This is a genomic window from Catenovulum sediminis (assembly GCF_007289895.1).
GTDB lineage: Bacteria > Pseudomonadota > Gammaproteobacteria > Enterobacterales > Alteromonadaceae > Catenovulum > Catenovulum sediminis.
This window is the reverse complement of sequence record NZ_CP041660.1, coordinates 3,515,279-3,539,147: the sequence shown is the minus strand read 5'-3', so window position 1 is coordinate 3,539,147 and position 23,869 is coordinate 3,515,279. Positions and strand designations below refer to the sequence as shown.

General features: G+C 39.8%; 18 protein-coding genes. 8 read left to right on the top strand and 10 right to left on the bottom strand.

All coding sequences use genetic code 11. The features are described from left to right. Positions 1-6 precede the first annotated feature (6 nt). Positions 7-873 (bottom strand): mechanosensitive ion channel family protein, encoded by an 867-nt coding sequence (locus FNT16_RS14955; RefSeq protein ID WP_143872333.1) that lies wholly within the window; start codon positions 871-873, stop codon positions 7-9. 301 nt (positions 874-1,174) lie between these two features. On the opposite strand from FNT16_RS14955, the gene FNT16_RS14950 reads away from it, so the two are divergent. The 5 genes from FNT16_RS14950 to FNT16_RS14930 all read left to right on the top strand — a co-directional run bounded on the left by FNT16_RS14950 (position 1,175) and on the right by FNT16_RS14930 (position 12,359). Further along, entirely contained in the window at positions 1,175-1,645 is a 471-nt protein-coding gene (locus FNT16_RS14950; RefSeq protein ID WP_143872332.1) for a (2Fe-2S)-binding protein, read from the top strand. Next, a complete protein-coding gene (locus FNT16_RS14945; RefSeq protein ID WP_143872331.1) occupies positions 1,645-3,891 on the top strand; it encodes a xanthine dehydrogenase family protein molybdopterin-binding subunit in 2,247 nt (748 codons plus the stop codon). Before FNT16_RS14950 ends, FNT16_RS14945 begins: the two co-directional genes overlap by 1 nt. Before the next feature lie 547 nt (positions 3,892-4,438). Then, positions 4,439-8,326 (top strand): hypothetical protein, encoded by a 3,888-nt coding sequence (locus FNT16_RS14940; RefSeq protein WP_143872330.1) that lies wholly within the window; start codon positions 4,439-4,441, stop codon positions 8,324-8,326. A 127-nt stretch (positions 8,327-8,453) separates the two neighbouring features. Next, a complete protein-coding gene (locus tag FNT16_RS14935) occupies positions 8,454-9,428 on the top strand; it encodes an XdhC family protein (RefSeq protein WP_143872329.1) in 975 nt (324 codons plus the stop codon). 75 nt (positions 9,429-9,503) lie between these two features. Further along, on the top strand, positions 9,504-12,359 hold the full coding sequence (locus FNT16_RS14930) for a glycoside hydrolase family 2 protein (protein ID WP_143872328.1): 2,856 nt from the start codon (positions 9,504-9,506) through the stop codon (positions 12,357-12,359). Between the two features lie 427 nt (positions 12,360-12,786). On the opposite strand, the gene FNT16_RS14925 is transcribed toward FNT16_RS14930, so the two are convergent. The 7 genes from FNT16_RS14925 to FNT16_RS14895 all read right to left on the bottom strand — a co-directional run bounded on the left by FNT16_RS14925 (position 12,787) and on the right by FNT16_RS14895 (position 19,947). Then, on the bottom strand, positions 12,787-13,089 hold the full coding sequence (locus FNT16_RS14925; RefSeq protein ID WP_143872327.1) for a DUF2845 domain-containing protein: 303 nt from the start codon (positions 13,087-13,089) through the stop codon (positions 12,787-12,789). Positions 13,090-13,260: 171 nt separating this feature from the next. After that, positions 13,261-13,560, bottom strand: coding sequence for a PilZ domain-containing protein (locus FNT16_RS14920; RefSeq protein ID WP_143872326.1), 300 nt, complete (start codon positions 13,558-13,560; stop codon positions 13,261-13,263). Positions 13,561-13,681: 121 nt separating this feature from the next. Beyond that, on the bottom strand, positions 13,682-17,578 hold the full coding sequence (gene hrpA / locus FNT16_RS14915; protein WP_246072239.1) for an ATP-dependent RNA helicase HrpA: 3,897 nt from the start codon (positions 17,576-17,578) through the stop codon (positions 13,682-13,684). 63 nt (positions 17,579-17,641) lie between these two features. Then, positions 17,642-18,061 carry a CBS domain-containing protein gene (locus FNT16_RS14910; protein WP_143872324.1) on the bottom strand — a complete coding sequence of 140 codons (420 nt, stop codon included), beginning with the start codon at positions 18,059-18,061 and terminating at the stop codon, positions 17,642-17,644. Between the two features lie 361 nt (positions 18,062-18,422). Beyond that, positions 18,423-18,872 (bottom strand): flavodoxin, encoded by a 450-nt coding sequence (locus tag FNT16_RS14905; RefSeq protein WP_143872323.1) that lies wholly within the window; start codon positions 18,870-18,872, stop codon positions 18,423-18,425. Continuing rightward, positions 18,865-19,599, bottom strand: coding sequence for a tRNA pseudouridine(65) synthase TruC (gene truC, locus FNT16_RS14900; protein WP_185976609.1), 735 nt, complete (start codon positions 19,597-19,599; stop codon positions 18,865-18,867). The genes FNT16_RS14905 and truC overlap by 8 nt, the downstream gene beginning before the upstream one ends. Before the next feature lie 27 nt (positions 19,600-19,626). Further along, entirely contained in the window at positions 19,627-19,947 is a 321-nt protein-coding gene (locus FNT16_RS14895) for a YqcC family protein (protein ID WP_221935034.1), read from the bottom strand. A gap of 90 nt (positions 19,948-20,037) precedes the next feature. On the opposite strand from FNT16_RS14895, the gene FNT16_RS14890 reads away from it, so the two are divergent. Genes FNT16_RS14890 through FNT16_RS14880 form a run of 3 tightly spaced genes read left to right on the top strand, consistent with a single transcriptional unit; the run spans position 20,038 to position 21,780 of the window. Continuing rightward, entirely contained in the window at positions 20,038-21,078 is a 1,041-nt protein-coding gene (locus FNT16_RS14890; RefSeq protein WP_143872322.1) for a DUF3549 family protein, read from the top strand. Further along, positions 21,062-21,373, top strand: coding sequence for a DUF3301 domain-containing protein (locus FNT16_RS14885; protein ID WP_143872321.1), 312 nt, complete (start codon positions 21,062-21,064; stop codon positions 21,371-21,373). The genes FNT16_RS14890 and FNT16_RS14885 overlap by 17 nt, the downstream gene beginning before the upstream one ends. A gap of 20 nt (positions 21,374-21,393) precedes the next feature. Further along, positions 21,394-21,780 (top strand): hypothetical protein, encoded by a 387-nt coding sequence (locus FNT16_RS14880; protein ID WP_143872320.1) that lies wholly within the window; start codon positions 21,394-21,396, stop codon positions 21,778-21,780. 2 nt (positions 21,781-21,782) lie between these two features. Here FNT16_RS14880 and msrB read toward each other — a convergent pair whose 3' ends face one another. After that, positions 21,783-22,175 carry a peptide-methionine (R)-S-oxide reductase MsrB gene (gene msrB, locus FNT16_RS14875; protein WP_143872319.1) on the bottom strand — a complete coding sequence of 131 codons (393 nt, stop codon included), beginning with the start codon at positions 22,173-22,175 and terminating at the stop codon, positions 21,783-21,785. Continuing rightward, on the bottom strand, positions 22,175-23,701 hold the full coding sequence (gene gndA / locus FNT16_RS14870; protein ID WP_143872984.1) for an NADP-dependent phosphogluconate dehydrogenase: 1,527 nt from the start codon (positions 23,699-23,701) through the stop codon (positions 22,175-22,177). Before gndA ends, msrB begins: the two co-directional genes overlap by 1 nt. Positions 23,702-23,869 lie beyond the last annotated feature (168 nt).

Genomic DNA, 23,869 nt, shown 5'->3' with positions numbered 1-23,869 from the left:
AATAAGTTATTCCGATGTCGTATGTATATTAACTGTACCATCTAAATGAATATCTCTTTGAGGGAAAGCTATAGTGATTTCATTTTCTGCAAACAACTCATATATTCGATATCGTAAATCACTTTTAACCACACGAACTTGCTGAGACGAACTGGCTTCGGTCCAAAACATAATATCGAAAATTAGCGCATTATCTCCAAAATCTTCAAAGATAATAGCAGGCTCAGGCGTTTGCATAATGACAGTATGCTCATTGACAGCTTTTTTTAATAGAGACGTTGCTAATATTACATCTGTTCCATAAGCAACCCCCACACGTACAAATGATCGTGCTTTTTTATCTATCAGTGTCCAGTTAACCACAGTATTTTCTAACAAGAAACTGTTTGGTATTAACATTGAAACACCATCACTTCGTTTTATCAGGGTAGAGCGTGTGTTAATGCACTCAACTACACCTTTAGCATCCCCCACCTCTAAAAAATCACCAATTCGTATAGGCCGTTCCCACATTAAGATCCAGCCACTTATAAAGTTATTGATAATGTTTTGTGCACCAAAGCCAACACCAATTGCAATTGCGCCAGATACAAATGCAAAAGCTGTAATGGGTATATTTAGCACTTCCATGGTGGTAATCAACAAAATGGCAATGGTGATAACTAAATATATGCGCGTAAACAAATGAACTGCATCCGCATTGACATGACGCTTGGTGAGGATTTTACGAATAAGAATGCCAATACGTGTAACGATAAACCATGCCAGAAAAAGATATGCAGGCACTTGTAAGATTTGTCCAAGCGTGACCTGATATTCATTAAAGCTAAATAATACAAATGAGAAAAATTGATTGATTTGATTTAAATCCACATTAAATACCGCCGTCAGTTTTTTATAAGTATAGCGACTGCTTGATAAATTATGTTGTTTTTATTGCGCGTTAAATTGCCCCACAGTAAGCTCGTTAATAAAGAACGTTAATAAAGAATAGAGACTCCAAATACTTAATGGATTTTTTAAAGCAAAAGCGTACAACTCAATTTTTAGCATGTTTAACAACTATCATTTTACACTATACTTACAAAACGTTATTGTATGGAATAATTGTAAACAATACACATGGTACAATAGGTATTGTATTTTGAGATTAGCAAAAACATGAGACTAAAATATGGAACTGAAAATTAATAAGCAAACTCATCAAGTAGATGCCCCGGACGAAATGCCTTTGCTTTGGGTGCTGAGAGATTTACTCGGCCAAAAAGGTACTAAATTTGGATGTGGAAAAGGTCAATGTGGTGCTTGTACTGTTCATGTTAATGGTCATGCGATGCGCTCATGTATAACACCGGTTGCCGTTGCTAAAGATGCAAACATAACAACAATTGAAGGTGTTGATGAAAGCGGCAATCACCCAATTCAAATCGCGTGGCGAGAAAATAATGTCCCCCAATGTGGTTACTGTCAGTCGGGGCAAATAATGTCGGCGTTAAATCTATTACATAATAATCCAACACCCAGCGATCAAGACATCGACAATGCAATGTCTGGCAATATCTGTCGATGTGGGACTTATCCAAGAATTAAACAAGCTATAAAAGATGCATCAACAGTAATGAGCCAAAATAAAGGAGTTAAATAATGAATACCTTTAAATTGGATAGACGTGAGTTTTTAACCCTAACAGGAATAGCTGGTAGTGGTTTATTACTGGGATGTTCTAGCACTGGAGAATCTTCAAATACGCCTTTTATTAAAAATACGGGCCCGCAGCAGTTAAATATTTTTGTATCGATCCGACCGGATAACCGAGTTGACCTTGTTAACCACCGCTCAGAAATGGGGCAGGGAGCTAAAACTGGCGTTATTCAACTCATCGCTGAAGAGCTTGATGTTGACTGGGAAAAGATTAACGTTATTCAAGGTCTAGGTAATAAAGAGTACGGTAGCCAGAATACAGATGGCTCTACGAGTATTCGCAAATTTTACTCTAAATTACGTGAAGTAGGCGCATCGGCGCGCACTATGTTAGAACAAGCGGCCGCTCAATACTGGCAAGTTGACTTATCTAAAGTTCAAGCAAAACAACATAAAGTATATAACCTGACAAATGGTAACAGCCTGAATTATGGCGATTTAGCTGAACTAGCCGCCAGTCAAGCTGTGCCTGATGTTGCCAACCTTAGATACAAAAGCAGTGATGAGTTTAAATACATCACCAAACCTGTACCTATTGTTGACTTGCATGATATGACAACAGGTCAAGCAGTCTTTGGTATTGACTTTGAACTAGATGGACTTTTAGTCGCAAGTATTGAGCGCTGTCCTGTACTTTACGGAAAGGTAAAATCTTTTGATGCCAGCGCAGCTAAAGCCGTTCCTGGTGTTGTCGATGTAATAAATATGCCCGACACAGTGAAACCTGTGGTATTTAGCGCAGGTAGTGGTGTTGCCGTTGTCGCAACCAATACATGGGCGGCCAATCAAGGACGCAAAGCTTTAAAAATTGAATGGGATTTGGGCGAAAATAAAGATTTCGAAAGTGAAAGTGCATTTGCTGATATGGCAAAAATCGCGCAAAGTCCAGCCAAACGCAGTGCAGAAAAAGGCGACATTGAAGCTGGGTTTGCCAAAGCGAATAAAATTTTAGAAGCCACTTATAAAACACCATTTTTAGCACATGCACCAATGGAGCCACCGGCAGCAAGCGCTTATGTTACAGATAGCAGCTGTGAAATCTGGGCAGCAACACAAAACCCACAAGCAGTTATGGATAATGTAGCGGGTTTAGTCGGATTGAAGCCAGAACAAATCAAAGTAAATGTAACACTGCTGGGTGGTGGTTTTGGGCGAAAATCAAAAGCTGACTTTGTCGCCGAAGCGGTCTATTTATCAAAGAAAACCGGTAAACCCGTAAAGGTAGTCTGGACAAGAGAAGATGATTTGCGAGCCGGGTACTTTCATGCGGGGGCAACTGCATATATAAAAGCGGGCGTAGATAAAAACGCGAATATCACCGCATGGCAACAACGCTCGGTGATGCCCAGTATTAAAACAACTTTTGCGCCGACGACAGAAGAGATGTTAGATGTTGAACTTTCGCTGGGTTTTAATGACATTCCGTTTGAGCTTGAAAGCTTACAAAGTGAATCATCTGGCTATCAAAATCCAGTGCGGATAGGTTGGTTGCGCTCAGTTAGTAATATTCCACATGCTTTTGCTTTACACAGCTTCGTAGATGAGTTGGCACATGCTAATGGCATTCCAACGCATAAATATTTACGTCAACTGTACGCAGCAGACAGGTTTGTGAATCCACCAGACGATTATGGCTTTAAAGGCTATGCCAACTATGATGAAAGTTTAGAAAAGCACCCGATCAACATTAAACGTTTCAAAAAAGTGTTAGATAAGCTAGAAAAGCAGGTTAACTTCGACGAACCATTACCGCAAGGCCAGGCTTGGGGGTTAGCGATTCATCGAAGTTTTGTCAGTTATGTTGGTGTCGCCAGTAAAGTTAAAGTACAAGATGGCAAGTTAGATGTATTGCAAATGCACGCTGTGATTGACTGCGGTGTTGCGGTCAATCCAGATAGAGTCCACTCGCAAATAGAGGGCGCGATGATATTTGGTTTATCCTTGGCGTTGATGGGACGCATAGACATTAAAGACGGCGCAGTGACCCAATCAAATTTCCACGACTATCCAGTTTTAAGAATGCGGCAATGCCCCCCCATACAGGTAGAAATTATGCAAAGTGACGCATACCCGGGTGGTGTCGGTGAACCGGGTGTTCCACCGGTTGCACCGAGTTTAGCCAATGCGATTTTTGCAGCAACAGGCAAACGCTACCGCGAGTTGCCATTAAACCAGTACTTAACTGTTTAACACCTGCGATTTCAACCACTGAGCCAAAGTAAAGCAGAGCCATTTAGCTTTACTTTGGTTGTTCCAACGGCTCATATTATAAACCGCATTTATTATTACCCGCTGTGCCAACCACCCGAATAAAAAGACAATAATCAACCATCAATTCAATACAGAACATTGTTAACAGTTACCTTTAAACCAAAACAAAAAGGTTTTGAATATTTTTTATAATATAAAAAACAACAACTTAAATAATTGTTAGTAAAAAGTTAAGTAAACATCATTGTTCTTTTTAAATAATTATTCTACTCTAACTATGCAAATTAAATGAATTATCAATGAATACACAACGATGTTAGTGAAAGCTAGCTGGTCATTGATTTTCAACTGCGGTGACCGTTTTATACCTTATGAAAAACGTTACTGCTTTTTTGCTGATTACAGATTGTAATCAATCAACAAACTTTCTGACGTCATTATCAGCAAGGAGTAGATTGAATTGATAATAAAATATACACGTCAGTAAGCACCACTTACATAACACAACATTATTTTGGAGAGTAAGATGTTTAAAACTAAACGTTCTCTGCTGAGCTCTAGTATTGCGCTTTCACTGGCTTTACTTGGCACAAAAGCACATGCAGAGACTATAGTCTTGCAAGCTGAATCATTTGATAACTCTGGCGGTACGTATGACGACGGCCAACCCACTCCAGTCACGATATACAGCGTAAATGGACAAAACGCGATTAACTTTGTTAACGCGGGTGATTTTGTCGATTTTAATATTAACGCTGAAGGGGGCGAATATGACATTGAGTATTTAGTCGGTACCAGTGTTCAGTCTGGTCCTGGTATTGAAGTGCTTGTTAATACTAATGGTACTTGGGACAGTCAAGGTACAGTCGCCGTTCCGTTAACCAGTTGGGATGATTTCCAGCCTCTCAAACCCAGCCACTCTGTAACCTTACCAGCAGGTGCTTCAACGATTCGCTTACATGCAATTGGTTCGACTTGGCAATGGAACATGGAGTCTTTTTCTTTAACACAAGTCGTACCTCTTGAGCCTGAAACGCCAGTTGATGTAGACGATATTGTTATTAACCTAGAAAACTTTATCTTTACAGACAAAGAAGGAGCAGCTGTTTCAGGAGATACCATAGTCGGTTTTGGTGTAACAAACTCAGGTATAAATTTTAATACGGTAGGCGATTATGCCGACTATACAGTAAATTTTACTGAAGCGGGTACATACAACGCGACACTGGCAGCTGGTTCACCTATGACGGGTCAAATCGGTGCACAAATTATCATGGATAATTCGGTTGCCGCGTCATCATTACTGACCTCTACGGGAGGCTGGGATAACTATGTCGACTTTGATCTCAGTGGCGACATTATTATACCAACGCCCGGTACTTACACGGTACGATTACAAAGTTTTGGTAGCGCGAATTGGCAGTGGAACGCAGATACACTAACGCTTAGTTATATATCCGGAGAAACCGGCAGCGGCGGTGATAACGGCAGTGGCGGTGATAACGGCAGCGGCGGTGATAACGGCAGTGGCGGTGATAACGGCAGCGGTGGTGATAACGGCAGCGGTGGTGATAACGGCAGCGGCGGTGATAACGGCAGCGGTGGTGATAACGGCAGCGGTGGTGATAACGGCAGCGGCGGTGATAACGGCAGCGGCGGCATTGCAGGTTTAATGTATGGTGAAGTTTCTGGTGCAATGAATGAATCAGATGCAAACCCTAACTGGGAACGCACAACTACCTTAAGCCAAACCGAAGATTCAATTAAAGGCAATACAACGGAAATTTATACCGGTGTCATTTACGATGCCGATGGCCATATTTCATTTTATGAACATATCGATGATAGTGTTCGTTTGTACATTGATGGTAATCTAGTACTTTCAAATGACAGTTGGGAAAATTCTTCTCAAACTCAAGATCTTAATCTAACACCGGGTACGCATGCGTTTGAACTTCGCATCGGTAATGCAGATGGTGGCAGTGGTGCCGTTGATGGCATTGGTTTTGGGATCGACATTAATGGCGGAACAAACTTTGTTCATCCATCGCAATTAAGCGAAAACATTTTTACATCCGAAGGTGAAGTAACAGGCAATCCAAGTCCACCACAAGAAGGTGATTTGATTGTTGAACTAGAAGACTTCGTTAATACAGGTACAACCGGCCGCGTTGGTGGCGATAGTGTTGAAGGGTTTGGCGTAACAGCAACTGGCGTGAACTGGGTCACTAATGGTGATTATGGTGACTACAACATAACCTTTGCAGAGCCCGGTACCTACCGAGCGTTTTTCACCTACTCAGCGGCTAGTGCAGGTAGTTACGGTGCACGTGTAGATGTAAATGGTGAACCCGTCGCATGGGGCTATTTTGCCGAAACAGGCAGTTGGGATATTGCGTCGGAAGTTGAGCTTTATGGTGGATACTTTGTAGTTGACCAATCAGGCCAAGCGAGTTTACGCGTAGAAGCAATTGGTGGATCTGATTGGCAGTGGAGCGGTGATAAACTACGGATAACCCGTGTAGGTGATGTTTCATATGTCCCTGAACGTCACTATAATCCGAACGATCACTATGTAGCTGAAGTCGAAGGACCTAAAACGCAAATAACGCATCTTAAAAAGCCAGTTGCAATACCACAACATAAAAAGGTATTAAAATCAGATGTTTGGTATACGTATCCACAAAACCGTGAACTAGAAGGTTTTGACGACTTTGGGGCAACGGGTGCGTTTTGGGGACATCCGCCAGAGCATGACTTTTATGACGAAACCGTTATTATGGATTGGGCAGTTAATGTTGTAGATACATTCCAAAGTGAAGGTTTTGAATACACAGCTCGCGGCGAATTCGATTGGGGGTATGGCTGGTTTACAGAATATGTGACAAATCCTCAGCCACATTATGTACAAACACTGGATGATCGTAATGTTCGCATGACCTTTATGGGTTACTTATCGCACAATGGTTATAACAATCACTGGTTAAGTAATCATAGTCCAGCATTTGTACCATTTATGAAATCCCAAGTTGATCAAATATTAAAAGCAGATCCGGACAAGCTGATGTTTGATACACAAACCAACTCAACCCGTTCGACCGACATGCGTACCTTTGGTGGTGATTTCTCGCCATATGCCATGGAAAACTTCCGCATTTGGTTAGATAAAAAATACAGTAGTAACGAGTTGGCCAATATGGGTATTAATAATATTCAAACGTTTGATTACAAACAGCACTTGTTAAATGCCAGTGTGACACATCAATCATTCATGAATGCCGCAGATACATTATCTGGCAACGTACCATTACTTGAAGATTTCATTTATTTTAATCGTGATGTATGGAATCAAAAATTTGGTGAAGTATTAGATTATATTCGCCAGCAACGTCCAGACATAGAAATTGGTGCGAGCACACATTTGTTTGAATCTCGTGGTTATATATTTAACGAGAATATCACCTTTTTGTCAGGCGAGCTCAACTTAGGTGCGAGAACCACTATCTCTGAACTACCAACCAATATCCTTGTACACTTAAAAGGTGCACAGGCAGTAGATAAAACGTTAGCATATTTCCCGTATCCTTGGGAGTTTGACGAACTTCGTTTGCAAGACGCACCGCGTTTTGGCCGTGGTTGGGTCGCGCAAGCTTATGCTTACGGTGGTTTATTCTCGATTCCTGCTAATGTTTGGGTTGGTGGTGAAGTTTGGACTTGGTCTCCGGGCGCTGATAACTATCGTGATATTTACCAGTTTGTACGCGCGCAAGCAGACTTGTTAGACGGTTATACCTCATATTCAAAAGTAGGTCTTGTGCACGCGATGTTCTCATCGATGAAAGCGGGCTTTATTGATGGTGGTAACCAAATTCAATCAAGCGTTAAATTACTGACTGAAGATAATATTAACTTTGATTTATTGGTGTTTGGTGATGCGGGTTATCCGGTTGTCCCACGAGCTGAAGACTTTGATAAATTCGAACATATCTTCTTCGATGGTGATCAACAATACTTAACCGCTGAACAACAAGCTATATTAGATGCACAAGGTAGCAAAGTAAGACATATTGGCCAGCGCGGTACTTTAAGCAGTATCGAAATTGATGTCAGTATCAATGGTAGTGTTTCTAACGAAACAGTATCTGCGGTATCTCGCATTCATGAAACCAATGCAAATGCGCCATATGTTGTGCACTTGGTTAATCGTCCATTTGCAGGCGGCGTAACGCCAACATTAAATGGCGTAGAAGTGGCAATTCCGCAAGGTTATTTCCCGGATACAGTAACATCGGCGACATTACACTTACCGGATGGTACCAGTACCAACCTAAGTGTTTCGACAAACGCCGAAGGTGATGCTGTCGTTACGGTAAATAACTTAGAAGTTTGGGGTATTTTAGAATTAGCGCACTAATTTTAAATCGCCAACCTTGAATATAAAAGGGGCTTCGTTTGAAGCCCTTTTTTGCGTTGTTAATGTTTCCAGTTAATGTTTATAGTCAATGTTTACCATCAAGTCCAAGTCACTAACGGAGAGAAGTATGAATAACCAATTAACAAATCTAATAAATAATTGGTTTGAACACAAAAATGATTATCAATGGGTGCTGGGCACAATCATTGAAACACAAGGTTCATCTTATCGAAAAACGGGTGCAATGTTGTTTATCAACAACCTAGGCCAATACTTTGGTTTACTCAGTGGCGGCTGCCTAGAAGCGGATATTATGCGACAAGCGCAAAAAGTAATGGATACCAATCAGGCAATTGTCATTCAATACGACATGCGAGAAGAAGACGATATCAGTTGGGAATTAGGCATTGGTTGTGGCGGTATGGTGCGCATCCTATTACAACCATTAAATAAACAGAATCAATATCATCAACTACCGCTTGTATTAGAATTATTGCAAGCCCGACAAAAAACATATTATCAACTTAACTTAAATGCCCCAGACCAAACTAACCTAGTGGCAAATACATCTGATGAATTGGATTCAGCTTTAACGATAGAGCTGAATCCAATCCCACATATCGCAATATTTGGCGCAGGCATTGATGCCAGACCATTGGTCGCGATGGCGGGTACTTTAGGTTGGGAAATTACCTTAATCGATGATCGTACCAACAACGCCAGAGCTCAATATTTTCCGGCAGCAACACGCATCATTCGTCAATCTGCTGAAACTTTAAAATCACACCCGCTATTAAATAATATAGATGCGGCTGTCATTATGGGACACAATATTTCTTTTGATGCACAAGCACTTAAAACACTACAAAATTCCAGTGCCAGATATATTGGTTTACTGGGGCCTGAACATCGTAAACAAAAAGTACTGAATTGTGCATCTATAAGTACCTTAACCAAACCAGTCAGTGGCCCGATTGGGTTAAATTTAGGCGGTGACTTACCTGAATCTATTGCATTGTCAATATTGGCAGAAGTACATGCGGTATTAGAACAACGTGACGCCCGTTCATTTTCAGGGATAATAAAAACAGAACAAACATAAAATTTTCGCAGTTAGTGTCATACCGCGCTGTTTATAACAATAGCTTGTGTAGAGTTAACTAACTGGAGAAAAATAATGATAAAAACTTGTTTTCGTTTTATTTACGCAGGGGGATGGATATTAACCCTATTGGCGCTTAACGCCTGTAGCCTAATCAATTCACCGCCAAATATGAGTGCAGAATTGCCAGTGAAAGAAACCAACCATATTTCGTTAGCGGGGCAGTGGGGGTTTAAAGTAGATCCGTACAATAAAGGGAAAGATGAAAACTGGTTTACAAATTCTATAGATAAAACCCGTTGGGATAGAATTGACGTTCCAGGGGTGTGGGATACTTATGACAGGTACAACGACTATACTGGGACCGCTTGGTATCACCACACGTTTGAGCCAAACGCAAAATGGTCTGAAAATCAAATTCGGTTAGTATTTGAAAGTGTCTACCACGATTCTGAAGTATGGTTAAATGGTGAATATTTAGGTGAAAACAAGTTAGGTTTTTTATCCTTTAACTTTGATATAACCAGCAAATTAAAATACGGCCAACAAAATAACTTAGTCGTTCGTGTAAATAACCGTTTTAAACGCGGTGCGGTATGGAATTGGGGTGGCATCCGCCGACCGGTCACGCTTGAGATTTCACCTAAAACACGCATAGAGCGCGTTTATGTAACTGCTATTCCAAACCTACAAACCGGCACAGCCTCTTTAGACATCAAAACGAAAGTTTCTAGTATAGAAGATACGCAACCTTTGAGCGTTAATATCCGCATTCTTCGCAACAGCCAGCCGGTTTTAGAGTACAAAAATGGCATACAGCAACCAGTATCACCTGCCGAAATGACAGTCTTTATAGACAAGTTAAAGCTGACGGCGGAACAAGTTAAGTTGTGGCATTTTAACGATCCAAACCTTTACTATATCGAAGCATCATTAATGCAAGACGGCGAAGTTATTCATAGATTAACGGACAGATTTGGTATTCGTAAAATTGAAGTGGATAAAAATGGATTGTATTTAAACGGTGAGCAAGTGCGTTTAAACGGGTTTAATATGGTACCGGAAGACCGGTTTGACGGTAACGCTTTGCCATTATCCAGAATTAAAGAGGACGTTGATTTATTAAAATCACTCAATGGAAACTTGGCGCGTTTATCTGGCCCCATCTTGCCAAAAGATTATGTTAACTATTTAGATGAAGTCGGATTTCTCTTAATAGAAGAAGTCGGGCTTTGGGGAAAAGACAGGCTGGTCGACCCAGATAATCCTTTACCAAAAGAGTGGTTACGTCGTTTAGTGGATGACCATTATAACCATCCGTCTGTCATTGCATGGAGTGTGGGTAATGAAATTGGCGATCTTGAGAAAAATCCAAAAGTATTAGAGTACGTATCAGGCGCCATTGAGCATGCAAAACAATTAGATCCAACGCGTCTTGGGGTATATATTTCATATTCAGCAGATTATCAGGAAAGTGACCCGACCCAATTTTCAGACATGGTGCTATTTAATAAATATGGCGATCATGAAGAACGTTTAAAAGTTGTGCATGAATATCATCCGAACAAACCGATATTTTTCTCGGAAATAGGTACCAAACTTGATGGCGTTGACCCGAATGAATCAACTTTAGATCCAGAAGCGCTATTTGGTTCACTACACAAATATCCTTACCTGATTGGCATGTCTCACTTTGCGTTCAGCGATTACCGAAGTGACTGGATAGATGAAAAAGCGTCGTGGACAACAGATTTTTCGCAAAACCGAGCCTGGGGCGTGTTAACTTCTTATCGTCAAAAGAAACGCTCATTTAAACGCATTCAAGACTTTTATGCACCCATTGAGAATATGCAATTAGATACGCAAAATAATGGGTTTGTATTAAAAATAACGCCCAGAACATGGAACACTTTTCCGGCTTTTATCATGCGAAACTACCGGGTAGCTTGGGCAGCTGAGCGAGCTGATGGCACGTTATTGGATGCAGGTGTTATTGAATTACCTACAATTACACCCGGTGACGATACTTTTGCACGTACAATAAAAACGACTGCTGATTTTGCAAAGCTAAATGTAAGCTTATTAGACGCATCCGGTTTTGTGTTAAAAGAGGTTGCACATGTTGCTCAGCCGCCTGCAAAACCTAAAGTAAAAAGCGTTTATTCATCACTAGGGACAGTGCGCGTTACCTTTGAAAAATCGTCATTAGCAACTGAGCATCAACTTGTTGCAATTGCGCCAGATGGTAAAAAAATCTTAGGTAAATCCACTATTAATGATTTTGCAGAAATAAATAACATCGTATCGGGTATTAACTATAACCTTGAATTGCGAGCGACTAATGCGAAAGGGCACTCAGTTGTTAAGCTTGGTGAGATAAATACTAAACCGGATGAATTACCGCCCATAATATGGGAAGTTAAAGGCAAAAAGGATGCATTTCATGTCGGCTTTAGTGTACACCGAAAAGATTTTCGTTATGAGATCCAATATGGTTTAGCATCGGGGCATTACACTGAGCAATTTTTACTGAATGTAAAAGGTGCAACTCGTATTCCTGCGATTGAAGAAGGTAAACCGCATTATTTCCGTATGCGCAGGTTAGTCACCGGCAGTGTCGACAGCGAATGGACGGATGAACATCGTGTAGAGCTGCGTAGTGAGCAAGGTATTTCACCCCCTAAAAATGCAAATATGATCAAAGCCACTGATTATGTATTGTTAAGAATAAAACCCGTCGCAGGCGCAACAGGTTATCGCATAACAGCGCTCACGCCACAAGGTAAAGAAATTTCGACAGATACCGCATTGGCGTATTCTGAGTATATCCTTATCAAGGATAAACGACTGTTAAACGCGACTGACATTAACATTGCAACCATAGATGTTGCGGGTGTTGTAGGTAAAACTGCGCCAGTAATGATTAAATAAAGAAAAGAAAAGCCTTGTATACCTTGTATACTAAGGTAGCGGAATACCCACAGAACAGGATATTCCGGCGCTTGGCATAGCGAGTTGTATTTTTATTTTTTGGCGAAGCAAATTATACCAACTCGTTATGCTGTTTAAAAAACTTACACGAAAGATCAACACGCCCTTGGTACAAGGCTTTTTTATCTGTTGACTCAAAGAACAAATAGCGACAACGCAAAAATGCATGACGTGAAAAAATTTAATCATGACACAGTGTAACATGGGTTACATAAAAGCTTTATGCTGGTGTAAACGGTGTAAGTGGTATAAACGGGGTAAGCAGAATGTTTAACTCTGATTTCAAAACACCACATTTAACATAATATACATTATCGGATATTAAATATTATGTTTTATAAGTGATGGTTTGTTTTGTGCGCTTAAACTATTTAATTCTAGCACCACGTTCAATGGCTGTTACTTTACGGTTATATATCGTCAGGTGTTGTTCAAATTGAAATTTGCCAGGTTTGTATATCCAAATAATTTGTTTAAGCTTTTTTACTTTATCTCTCTTTACCACTTCGACATATTTGAAGGATTTATCGTCCGGTTTGCCGCATTTAGCAATAACGTCTTTTACCGTATCGCCCGTTTTAATAAACTGACCAGTTTTGCACCTAAAGCCTTCAGCAAAGCTCGTGGGAATAAAACACAAAAAGAACAAAAAAGTTAAACGTAAATGCATCCTACACAAAATAATCTATCCCTATTTGTTATGAGTGACTAAAGTGAAAACGGGTTAAAAAACAATGTCGTTACTTACAGCAATAATTGACGGGATAGCAATAATAGTCAGGCCTTGTCAGGCCCATCTATCGAATTCATTTAACCTAATTCATTTGAACGTCTATTAAAATTACGCCATATCAATTATTTCTATGCCACAAATGAAACTATTAGATGTTTCAGGTGCACAACGCAAAACTTTACCTTTCGCTGTTAATGATGGGATTTGTTCACTGGCAGAACTGATTCTGACACTGACTTCCTTGCCGACATCTATCGATTCATCTAATTCAACCGCCATCCCATTTGCGCTTAAATCTCGACAGATTGCGTTGTATTCTTGCGGCGTTTCTATTGAATTGACAACCACTAGGCAGTCGGCATTCACTAGCATACGGTAATAAGAACGCTGATCATCTCTACCAATCATTGTGTTTCTCCTGCTTTTCACTCGATTAATACATTAGAGTTCGCCATCAGGCCAAGTTTCATGTTAGTGAGTAAAGTCTAATATGTAAATAATTATTATCCCAGTTACGCAACATTAACAATTAAATTTGCCCTTGTTTTTGTGATTCTTGAATAAATTGGCTAATTCTTTTCGCTGAAATTGGCATACTGGTACCCAATTGTTGTGCAAACAAAGAAATTCTAAATTCTTCAAGCATCCATCTCAATTGTTCAAGTGTTTGATTAACCGGTCCTGCTTTTAAGTTTTGCTGCAGAGCGTTCTTATAAGGCTCAGCAATTTTTGCAACTTGATCGCGATTTAACCGATCGCGAACCGGATCTACCGGCAATTTTTCTAGCCTTTTTTCTATACCTATCAAATAACGTTCAATATCTTTTAAATTTTTAACCCCAAATCGCGTCACAAAGCCTTTAAATATCAGGTTATTAAGTTGCTCTTTTATATCAGATTGCGCCTGAATCAGTTCAAAACTGCTTTTACCTTTGAGTTTTTTGTTTATCCGGTTTCCACTGGTTAGGATTTTCTCAACTTGCTTGGCAACTTCCAGTACTTTATCGGCTAATTCACCGCGTAACGTTTCTCTACATTTATTAAACTCTGTTTCATTACGTGGCAACTTTGTTCTGTTTAATAAAAAGTCCTGTATTGCGGCTTCAATACAATCTTGAATCAAATCTTTTATTTGCCCAAACGGATTAAAATACAGCCCTAGTTTTGCTTTATTCGGTAACTTATCTTGTAGATAACTGCGTGGTGATGGCAAGTTCAGGTATAACAATCGTGTGACCCCCTGCAACATCGCCCATTCAGCTTGTGGCTGAGTATCAAATAATTTAATGGATACCGTGCTTGTGTTGTCAGTGAGTGCCGGAAAGGCTTTAATTTCATATCCTGCTTGTTTTTTTGTGTACTCTTGCTGTAATGCACCAAAATCCCACTGAGTCAGATTTTCTTTTTCTATTCCTTTTTCTGCAACTTGAGTCAGCGTATCGGCAACTTTGCCTTGTAACTTTTCTTTAATGGTATTTAGGTCTTTGCCAAGCGCGAGTACTTTTTCGTTTTCGTCTATTACTTTGAAATTAATTCGAAGGTATTGTGGTACTTGCAACCAATCCCAATCTTCCTTTTCAATTTTGACACCTGACATACGCAGTAATTGCTTAGCCAGCGCTTCAACAAACAAGCAATCCGTTTTATCGATTGCTTGTAAACAGGCTGATGCATAATCTGGCGCAGGTACGAAGTTTTTACGCAAGCTTTTAGGCAGGGATTTAATTAAAGAAACAGCCAACTCATGCCGATAGCCTGGGATGGTCCAATCTAAGCCTTGCGCTTCAACTTGATTTAATAGTGCCAGTGGAATAATTAAGTTTACGCCATCTGCTGATTGACTAGGCTCAAAAACATATTCTAATGGTAAGGTTAGATTTCCTTGTCGCCAAACATCCGGAAATTGCTCTGCAGTTACTTGTTCTGCTTCATGGCGCATTAAATCTTGCATTTGCATATGCAAATATTGAACGTCAGTCTTTTGTTTGATTTTCCACCACTTTTTAAACGTGACTAAGTCAACAATATTTGATGGTATTTTACTGTTGTAAAAATCAAACAAATCATCTTCGTCTGCCAGTATGTCGCGACGCCTTGATTTAGCTTCTAATGTTTCTATCTCTTCTATAAGATCGGCGTTATGCTGAATAAACTTTTCATTTAGCTGTACATCCATATTAACTAAAGCTTCGCGAATAAAAATTTCGCGACTTAATACTGGATCAATTCGACTAAATTGAACTTTACGTTTATGTACTATGGTTAATCCATAAAGCACCTGTTTTTCATACGCGATAACTGAACCGCGTTTTTTTTCCCAATGCGGTTCATCGTATTGTTTGTTCACCAAGTGTGTGGCAAAAGGTTCAATCCACTCTGGCTCTATTTTGGCAACTGTACGGGCAAATAAACGACTGGTTTCAACCAGCTCAGCCGCAATTATCCATTTCGCTTTTGTTTTGGCGAGTGCCGATCCGGGAAAAACAACGAACCGAGTATTTCGAGCCCCCAGATAACCTTGTTGGTTATCTTTGTTACCTATGTGACTTAACAGGCCCGATAATAAAGCTTGATGAATTTGCTGGTAATCAGCTTGTTGGTCAGTTATTTTCCAACCGATCTCTTTTGTTGATTCTGTCAACTGATAAACAATATCTTGCCATTCACGTACACGCAGGTAGTTTAAAAACTCTTTTTTACACCGTTTTCTAAATTGATTTTGTGATTCATTTTTTTGTTGTTCTTCAAGGTAGTCCCACAAATGCAGATAACTTAAAAAATCCGAACTTTTATCTTCAAATCGCTCGTGCGATTCATCTGCCGCTTGCTGTTTATCATTCGGCCGCTCCCTTGGATCCTGAATGCTTAGACCAGCAACGATAATTATTACGTCTCTTAGGCAATTTAATTCATTTGCAGTTGCGACCATTTTGCCTAGTCTGGGATCGACCGGTAACCTTGATACGTGACGCCCGACCGGAGTCAAAGTGGCTTGTGACTTTTTGGCTTGTTGGTTGAGAGCCCCAATTTCTTGTAAGAGTAAAATACCATCATTGATCGCCCTGCTATCGGGCGGTTGAATAAATGGGAAAGATTCAATATCGCCTAAGCCTAAAGCATGCATTTGTAAAATAACAGATGCCAAATTGGTTCTAAGTATCTCAGGGTCTGTAAAATCTGTTCTGTTGATAAAGTCATCTTCGTCATATAAGCGAATACAGATACCTGCTGCAACCCGACCACAGCGCCCTGCTCTTTGATTAGCACTGGCTTGAGATATTGCTTCAATTGGTAAGCGCTGAACTTTAGTGCGTGCACTGTAACGGGATATCCTGGCGGTACCCGGATCAATTACATAACGTATACCGGGAACCGTCAGTGAGGTTTCTGCAACGTTAGTTGAAAGAACAATACGCCGACCAATATGAGATTGAAATATTCTGTTTTGTTCACTGGCTGATAGTCTCGCATAGAGCGGCAGTATTTCAGTATCACGTAAATTTAATTTTTGCAGCCCATCCGCGGTGTCGCGGATCTCCCGCTCACCATTCATAAATATTAAAATGTCACCCGGACCTTCCTTGCACAACTCTTCGACAGCATCAAAAATGGCTTGTAGTTGATCTCTATCGTTGTCTTCAGCATCTTCATTAATCGGTCTATAGCGAATATCAACTGGGTAAGTACGACCAGACACTTCAAATACGGGAGCTTTATCAAAATGTTTAGAAAATCTGTCAACATCAATGGTTGCTGAGGTAATGATAAGTTTTAAATCTGGTCTTTTGGGTAGGAGTTGTTTGAGGTAACCCAATATAAAATCAATATTTAAGCTACGCTCGTGCGCTTCATCTATGATAATTGTGTCGTACTGGTTTAAAAATCGGTCTTGCTGGATTTCTGCCAGTAAAATACCGTCAGTCATCAATTTTATATAAGAATTCGGAGAGCTTTGATCACTAAACCGAACTTTAAAACCAACATCTTTGCCAAGCTCAGTGTTTAATTCTTGTGCTATGCGTGTCGCTACGCTTCGTGCTGCAAGCCTACGTGGTTGTGTGTGGCCTATTTGTCCATTTAAACCACACCCCGCTTCAATACACATTTTAGGCAGCTGAGTGGTCTTACCCGAACCTGTTTCACCGGCAATAATAACCACCTGATTGTTTTTTATTGCATCAATGATTTCAGTTCGTTTTTCTGAAACGGGTAAGTCTGGGTACTCTGGTACCGGCTTGTTTTTAATACGTGCTTTAACAAACTGAACCGAGGTTTCAACTTGCTGCAACCAACTATCAAAAGCGACTTGCTGTTTTTCAGCATCTTTGATTTTTTCGAGTTGGAAAAAACGTTTTTTAAGGCGAAAATAATCTGGCTTATAAACCGATTTAAGCAGTGATAAAGACTTGCGTGTTAGTTCAGACAAAAACAAAAACCCCCGTAGTTACAACGGGGGCTAATGCTATCAAAGGCTTAGCGTTTTGGCGAGCTAATCCGGCATGTTATATGCCTCATGTAGATGTTGATCGATTGCGCGCATAATTTGATGGCGTGTAATTGTCCCCAATAAATGACCGTCATCGTCAATAATAGGATAAATTCTCGGCCTGCTCAGCGCCATTTTTTGTGCAACTTCTAACACCGAACTGTATGGCTTTAAAGATTTTACATCGGTCGACATGATATCTCCCACTTTAGCAACCTGCTCGCGAAAATAGGTAGATTCAATCATATGGGTAATACAATCTTGCTCTGATAAAAACCCAACTACTTTTCCATTTTGATCAAGCACTGGACCACCCGACTGGTCTATTTTTAGTATACGCTCAACAGCCTCTGCGATGTTCATTCCAACAGAAAAGGTGACTGGGCGCGATGTCATGTAGTCTGCTACTTGTAATGATTTCATATGTATTCCCCACTCATCATCCAACGACTTGCACTTTTAATAGTAGACTAAAGTACTCATTACACTAACTTTTTTTCAATAATTTTAACCGATAAAAAACTATTTTCTTGTTGAATACATGACAGCCTGTAATTTTATTACAAAAACAAATATATAGTAATACTATTTAAAAACACACATAGAGTTATCCACAGGGTGATGAATTTGTAATGTTCTTGTGGATGAAATTCAATGTGAGAAATACAAAATTATCAGTTGTCGCCGTTAGTGGATGTAAATATAGGAGTTGATTCAGTCAACAGTGGTTATTTTAAATGGCATTAGCACGAGCAATAAGGATATTGCTCGTGCAGTATCTAAGTTAAAGCTGAGCAATATAATCGCTAAACCAAGCCTCAGAAGCTTCGGCTGTATCCATTGTTTCGCAGGCATCGATTTCTAATCGCTCGATAATACGTTTTGCCATGCTCTCTTGCATTGCTTCATCAAATTGTTTACCCGCTTCGCAAAATGTGTCTACATACGAAGAGTCACCCATACAAATTACGGCATAACGCGTTTCACTTAAATTTGGTACTGTGTCTTTTAATGTAAAAAATACATTTTCTAAATTTGGCGGCACATCACCAGCCCCGGTTGTGCTGGTAATGATTAGCCAGTTTTTACTGTCTGCGGCGAGGACGTCAGAAAGCTCTGCATCAATAAAAATCTGAGCTTCATGTCCCGCTGCTTTTAATCTACTTTCACAGGTTTCTGCTAACTCTTCTGCGCCCCCATAAACAGAGCCAACTAAAATTGTGATTTTACTCATACCTATCCCCTTCAATATGTATATTGACATGCTCGAGCATGTTTTTAAAACTTTGATCTAATGGTGCTTTTATTTTTACCATCTCTCCATTTACCGGATGAGGCAATTCTATTTTATGCGCATGCAAAGCCAACCTAGAATTGCTAATTTGCTGTCTAAAATAACGGTTGTATTTATTATCTCCGTAATTTACATCCGCAATAATTGGATGTCGCAAATGCGCTAAATGGCGTCTTATTTGATGTTTTCTACCATGTACAGGCTGTAGTTGAATTAGGCTAAAGCGTGACTGTGGATAGCGGTTGATTTCAACATCAATTGTACTGGTTGCAAGTGACTGGTAAGCCGTAACCGCTTCTTTAGCTTCAGGAGCTTTGCTCATATGGCGATCTGCGATTTTGTCAGGCTTTTCAGCTAATGGATAGTCGATAATGCCATTACCTACAAGGTGACCACGTACAATAGCCAGATAAGTTTTATCAACTTTGCGGGCTTCAATAATCGCCGAAATTAAACGCGCACTTTCTGAAGATAAGGCCATTAACAACACACCCGAAGTGGGTCTGTCTAAGCGATGCACGGGATATACCCGTTGACCAATTTGATCGCGCACCAGTTGCATAGCAAATTCGGTTTCGTGTCGATCAATCATAGAGCGATGCACCAATAAACCAGACGGTTTATTCACAGCAATCATAATGTCATCTTGATATAAAATATCTAACAAAGATTTTTCCTTTTTATCGTGCAATTTTTAATGCGCAAATAACTCGTCAATATTTTTTAATATTGATAATAAACGTGAAACATTTTTTTTGGATGTTTTATAGACTTCTTCTGCCATGGGTAATACACACAATGCATCTGGCAAGGGGTGTTTATGGCGTATTAGCATGTCTAATTTCTCGATAAATACGAACTGTAACCACTGATGAAAATCTAAAGTATCCAGACAAAAAGGTTGTTCACTTCGCAGTTTATATGCAGCTGGGCGATTGTCTTGCCATAAATCCAACGATTTGAGCTCGGCTTCCAACTCAGTTAGTAACTGTCCGAGTGTTATAGATTTACTCAAGTTTATGCACTCCAAGTAAAAAACAGTTATTATAACGCTTTTTACAGCTTGGTTATAACAGACCTTTGAAAATTTAGGGCCGATTTATTTATGAGTGAAGTTTCTAGTCTATTTCAATTAATTCAATACGCTGGTTGTGATTATTGCGTTTTCGATACTGGTAGACGTGTAAGTGAAATAAATAAAGAAACCTTTGAACAGTTTGAAAAAGGGCTGATTCCCTACCCAACCCCGATTCAACAATCAGCGCGTTTCGCATTAGTTTATTGGCCATTGGCAAACCCTAGCAATCCATTTATCTGGTTTTTAAATTTACCATTAGATGAAGAATCGCAGGTCATCGCCGGATCACGAAATCATTTTGTTGCAATAATACAAGAAGCAATGGGGCAATCCTTTGCTGAAAACTCAAATGAAGAACAGCAAAAGTTACCAGATAACCCTTATATCAAATTGCCAGATAGTAATAAAATTGCTGTGGTGAATGCAGCTGTTAAACGTAAACTTAATCAAGATACTTCGACACAAATGCAAGCTTGTCTAGATTACCTTATGCACGAAAAGCTCGAAAATTGGCGAACTCTGAGTGTTCAAGGATGGGCTGATTTACTGAGCAAATTAGACGATCCTAAAATACAATCTTTGTTTGATAAACATTTTTTCGACTTGCCTGATGAAATGTTACAGGAAATTACACCTTTGATTGAACATCACAGACTATCTCGTGCCCTGAATAATCGTCTACTTAAAACATTAAAATCTACTTCTGAATTTAACGTACAGTCTATCCAATATTTGCGTTGTATTTCTGCTTACAGTGATCTTCCCCCATTTATAGAGTGGTTGACTGAACAATTGCAATCTAATAAAGAGAATCTGACAGATGATTTTTACGCATTAATCGCGGGGCGCTGTTGGAACGCTCTACAAGACCCACTTGTTTTATCAATGTATCTGGAAAATATAGCTGAATTAAAACAAGCCTCATTCAGTGCATTATTCAAAGATTTAGTGTCTTTACCTGCTATTAGGCGTCCTATATTGGCAATGATGCAAAACCCTAATGCCCTGATTAAAACTCGCAAGGCAGTAACTACTATGATTAGAGAGCAATATGGTACAACTCATTGATATCGTTATTTTACTGATTATTGGCATTGTCATATTTCAGTTTTGGCAACTGCGTAAACAATCAGAAGCCGCAACACATTATGCGCAAGATTATTGCGAGAGAAATGATATACAGTTTATATCAGTTTCCAGAGCAAAAACCCGATTAGTGTTTTTTAAACGTAATTTACTTGAATGGCATTCTACTTTTAATTTTGAATTTAGTGGTAATGGCGAAGATGCAAACGCAGGTCAACTTTTGTTAATAGATCAGCGTTTAGTCAATGTAACCACTGAAGTTTATCGCACTCTTTAAAGCATTATATTTATAAATGTATGCGTCAACATAAAAAGCGAAATTACAGGGTAAAAAAGACCAGTCTGGCAGACGAAAACATCGATCGCCAAATACAAGCAATCCACTTTGCAATTGCAAAAAAGCTATTGGCACACCCCAAATGGGTAGAGTTTGCCCGTGACAATATTGAAAGAAAACAAAAACTTGGGCAACTGACGTATGGTGCTTATCTACACTGGATAAGCACATTAGATAACATCGCAAATGAGAAACTATTTGTTCTTGGGTTAACCGAGTATTCTGCAAAACTTAGAAAATGGCGCAGGCAAACGCCTTTTACCGGAATTTTAACTGAAGATGAACGCGTAAAAGCATTAGAAGCAAATAGTTTAGGAGCGTTAGATTCTATCGTTTTAAATTTTTAGGCTTAGTTTGATTGTTCTTCTGCACTAAAATCTAACGAGACAGAATTCACACAGTACCTTTGTCCTGTGGGTTGAGGTCCGTCATTAAAAACATGCCCCAAATGGGCATCACAATGCGCACAGCGAATTTCTGTTCTCACCATTCCATGACTTTCGTCAACTAAAAATCGAATGTTAGCGTTATTTATGCTGTCAAAAAAAGCGGGCCAGCCACAGCCAGAATCGAACTTTTGTTGAGAGGTAAAAAGTGGCTGTTTGCAACAAACACAAGTATAAACACCGGCAGCATCATGGTGCAGATATTTCCCCGTGTGGGGATATTCTGTTCCGCCTTGGCGGGTGACTCGATAAGTTTCCTCATCGAGTTTTTGCTGCCAGTATTTATTATCTTTCATTATTTAATTCGAACCAAATCTCGCTCACCAGACCAGTTTAAATGATAGAACTGACCACGCGGTTCGTCAACACGCTCAAACGTATGTGAGCCGAAGAAATCACGCTGCCCTTGCAGTAAATTTGCAGCAGTCGTTTCTGAACGGTACGAATCGTAATATGATAAAGATGAAGTAAAACAAGGCATTGCTACACCTAAACGCACACCATCTACGATAGCTTCACGCCAGTTTGACTGGAACTTTTCAATTTGACCGGCAAAGAAATCATCCATCAATAAATTAGGAAGCTCTTTATCTTTGTTAAACGCATCTGTAATAGATTGTAAGAATACCGCTCGAATAATACAGCCCGCACGCCAAATTTTAGCAATTGCAGCAAAATCTAAATCCCATCCTTGAATCTCGCCCGCTTTTTTCATCAACTCGAAACCTTGTGCGTATGCACAGATTTTTGAGCAATATAACGCATCGTGTACACGTTGGATATAGGCTTCTTTTTCACTTTCTTCAACTTTACAAGTCGCTGGACCTTTTAAGATAGCAGATGCTTTAACACGATTATCTTTTAAACCAGACAAGGCTCTAGCGTATACGGAAGCGGTTACAGCCATAGCCGGTGAACCAATTTCTAAACTGCCTAAAGCAGTCCATAAGCCAGTACCCTTTTGGCCAGCCACATCTAAGATTTTATCAACCAAAGGTTCGCCAGTAACAGGATCATCTTGCGCTAATACATCGGCAGATATTTCAATTAAGTAGCTATTTAAAGGGCCTTTGTTCCACTCACGGAAAATTTCAGCAATCTCTTTTGGAGACAATCCTAAAGCACTACGTAAACTCTGATATGCCTCACAGATTAATTGCATATCTGCATACTCTATACCGTTGTGCACCATCTTGACGTAGTGACCAGCACCCGTTGGACCGATATAGGCTGCGCATGGCTCACCTTCTTTGACTGGGTTGCCAGGTTCATTATTAACAAGCGGTAATCCAGTTTTCGCATCAACTTTTGCTGAAATAGCTTCTAACACGGGTTCTAAACGAGCCCAGCCAGCTTTATCACCCGATGGCATTAAAGAAGGTCCAAATCGAGCACCTACTTCACCACCTGAAACAGCACAACTGAAGAACGTAAACTTACCATGATATTGTTTTTCACGTTCAACGGTATCTGTCCATAAGCTGTTTCCTGTATCAACAACAATATCATCCTGCGATAAGCCTAACTCTAATAATTTGCCACATACTATATCGACAGGTTTACCTGCCGGTATAGATAAAATAATAAGGTAAGGTTTTTCTAATTTGCCCAACATATCTTCAAATGAAGAACAGCCATGAATTCGGGCAGGTTGACTACCTCGCTCTATTTCATCTTGGCTTAATATGCTTTGTACTTTATCGTTGTCTAAATCAAATGCGGCTACTGAGTAACCGTTATCAGCCAAATTTAACCCTAGGTTTTTACCCATTACACCTAGACCAATAAGGCCTATTTGACATTGTTGTGTCGTGCTCGACATATCTGCTGTTCCTATTATTGCCTGCTTCATAAGTGCCGCGTATTCTAGCTAAAAAGGGGGGTAAGGGCTACCGAAGTGGGCCTTTATCGGGCTCTGAATGGATAAATTAAGGTTATAAGGATAATAAATACTATAAATAAACGTGATAATAGTCAGGAGAGACTTTTC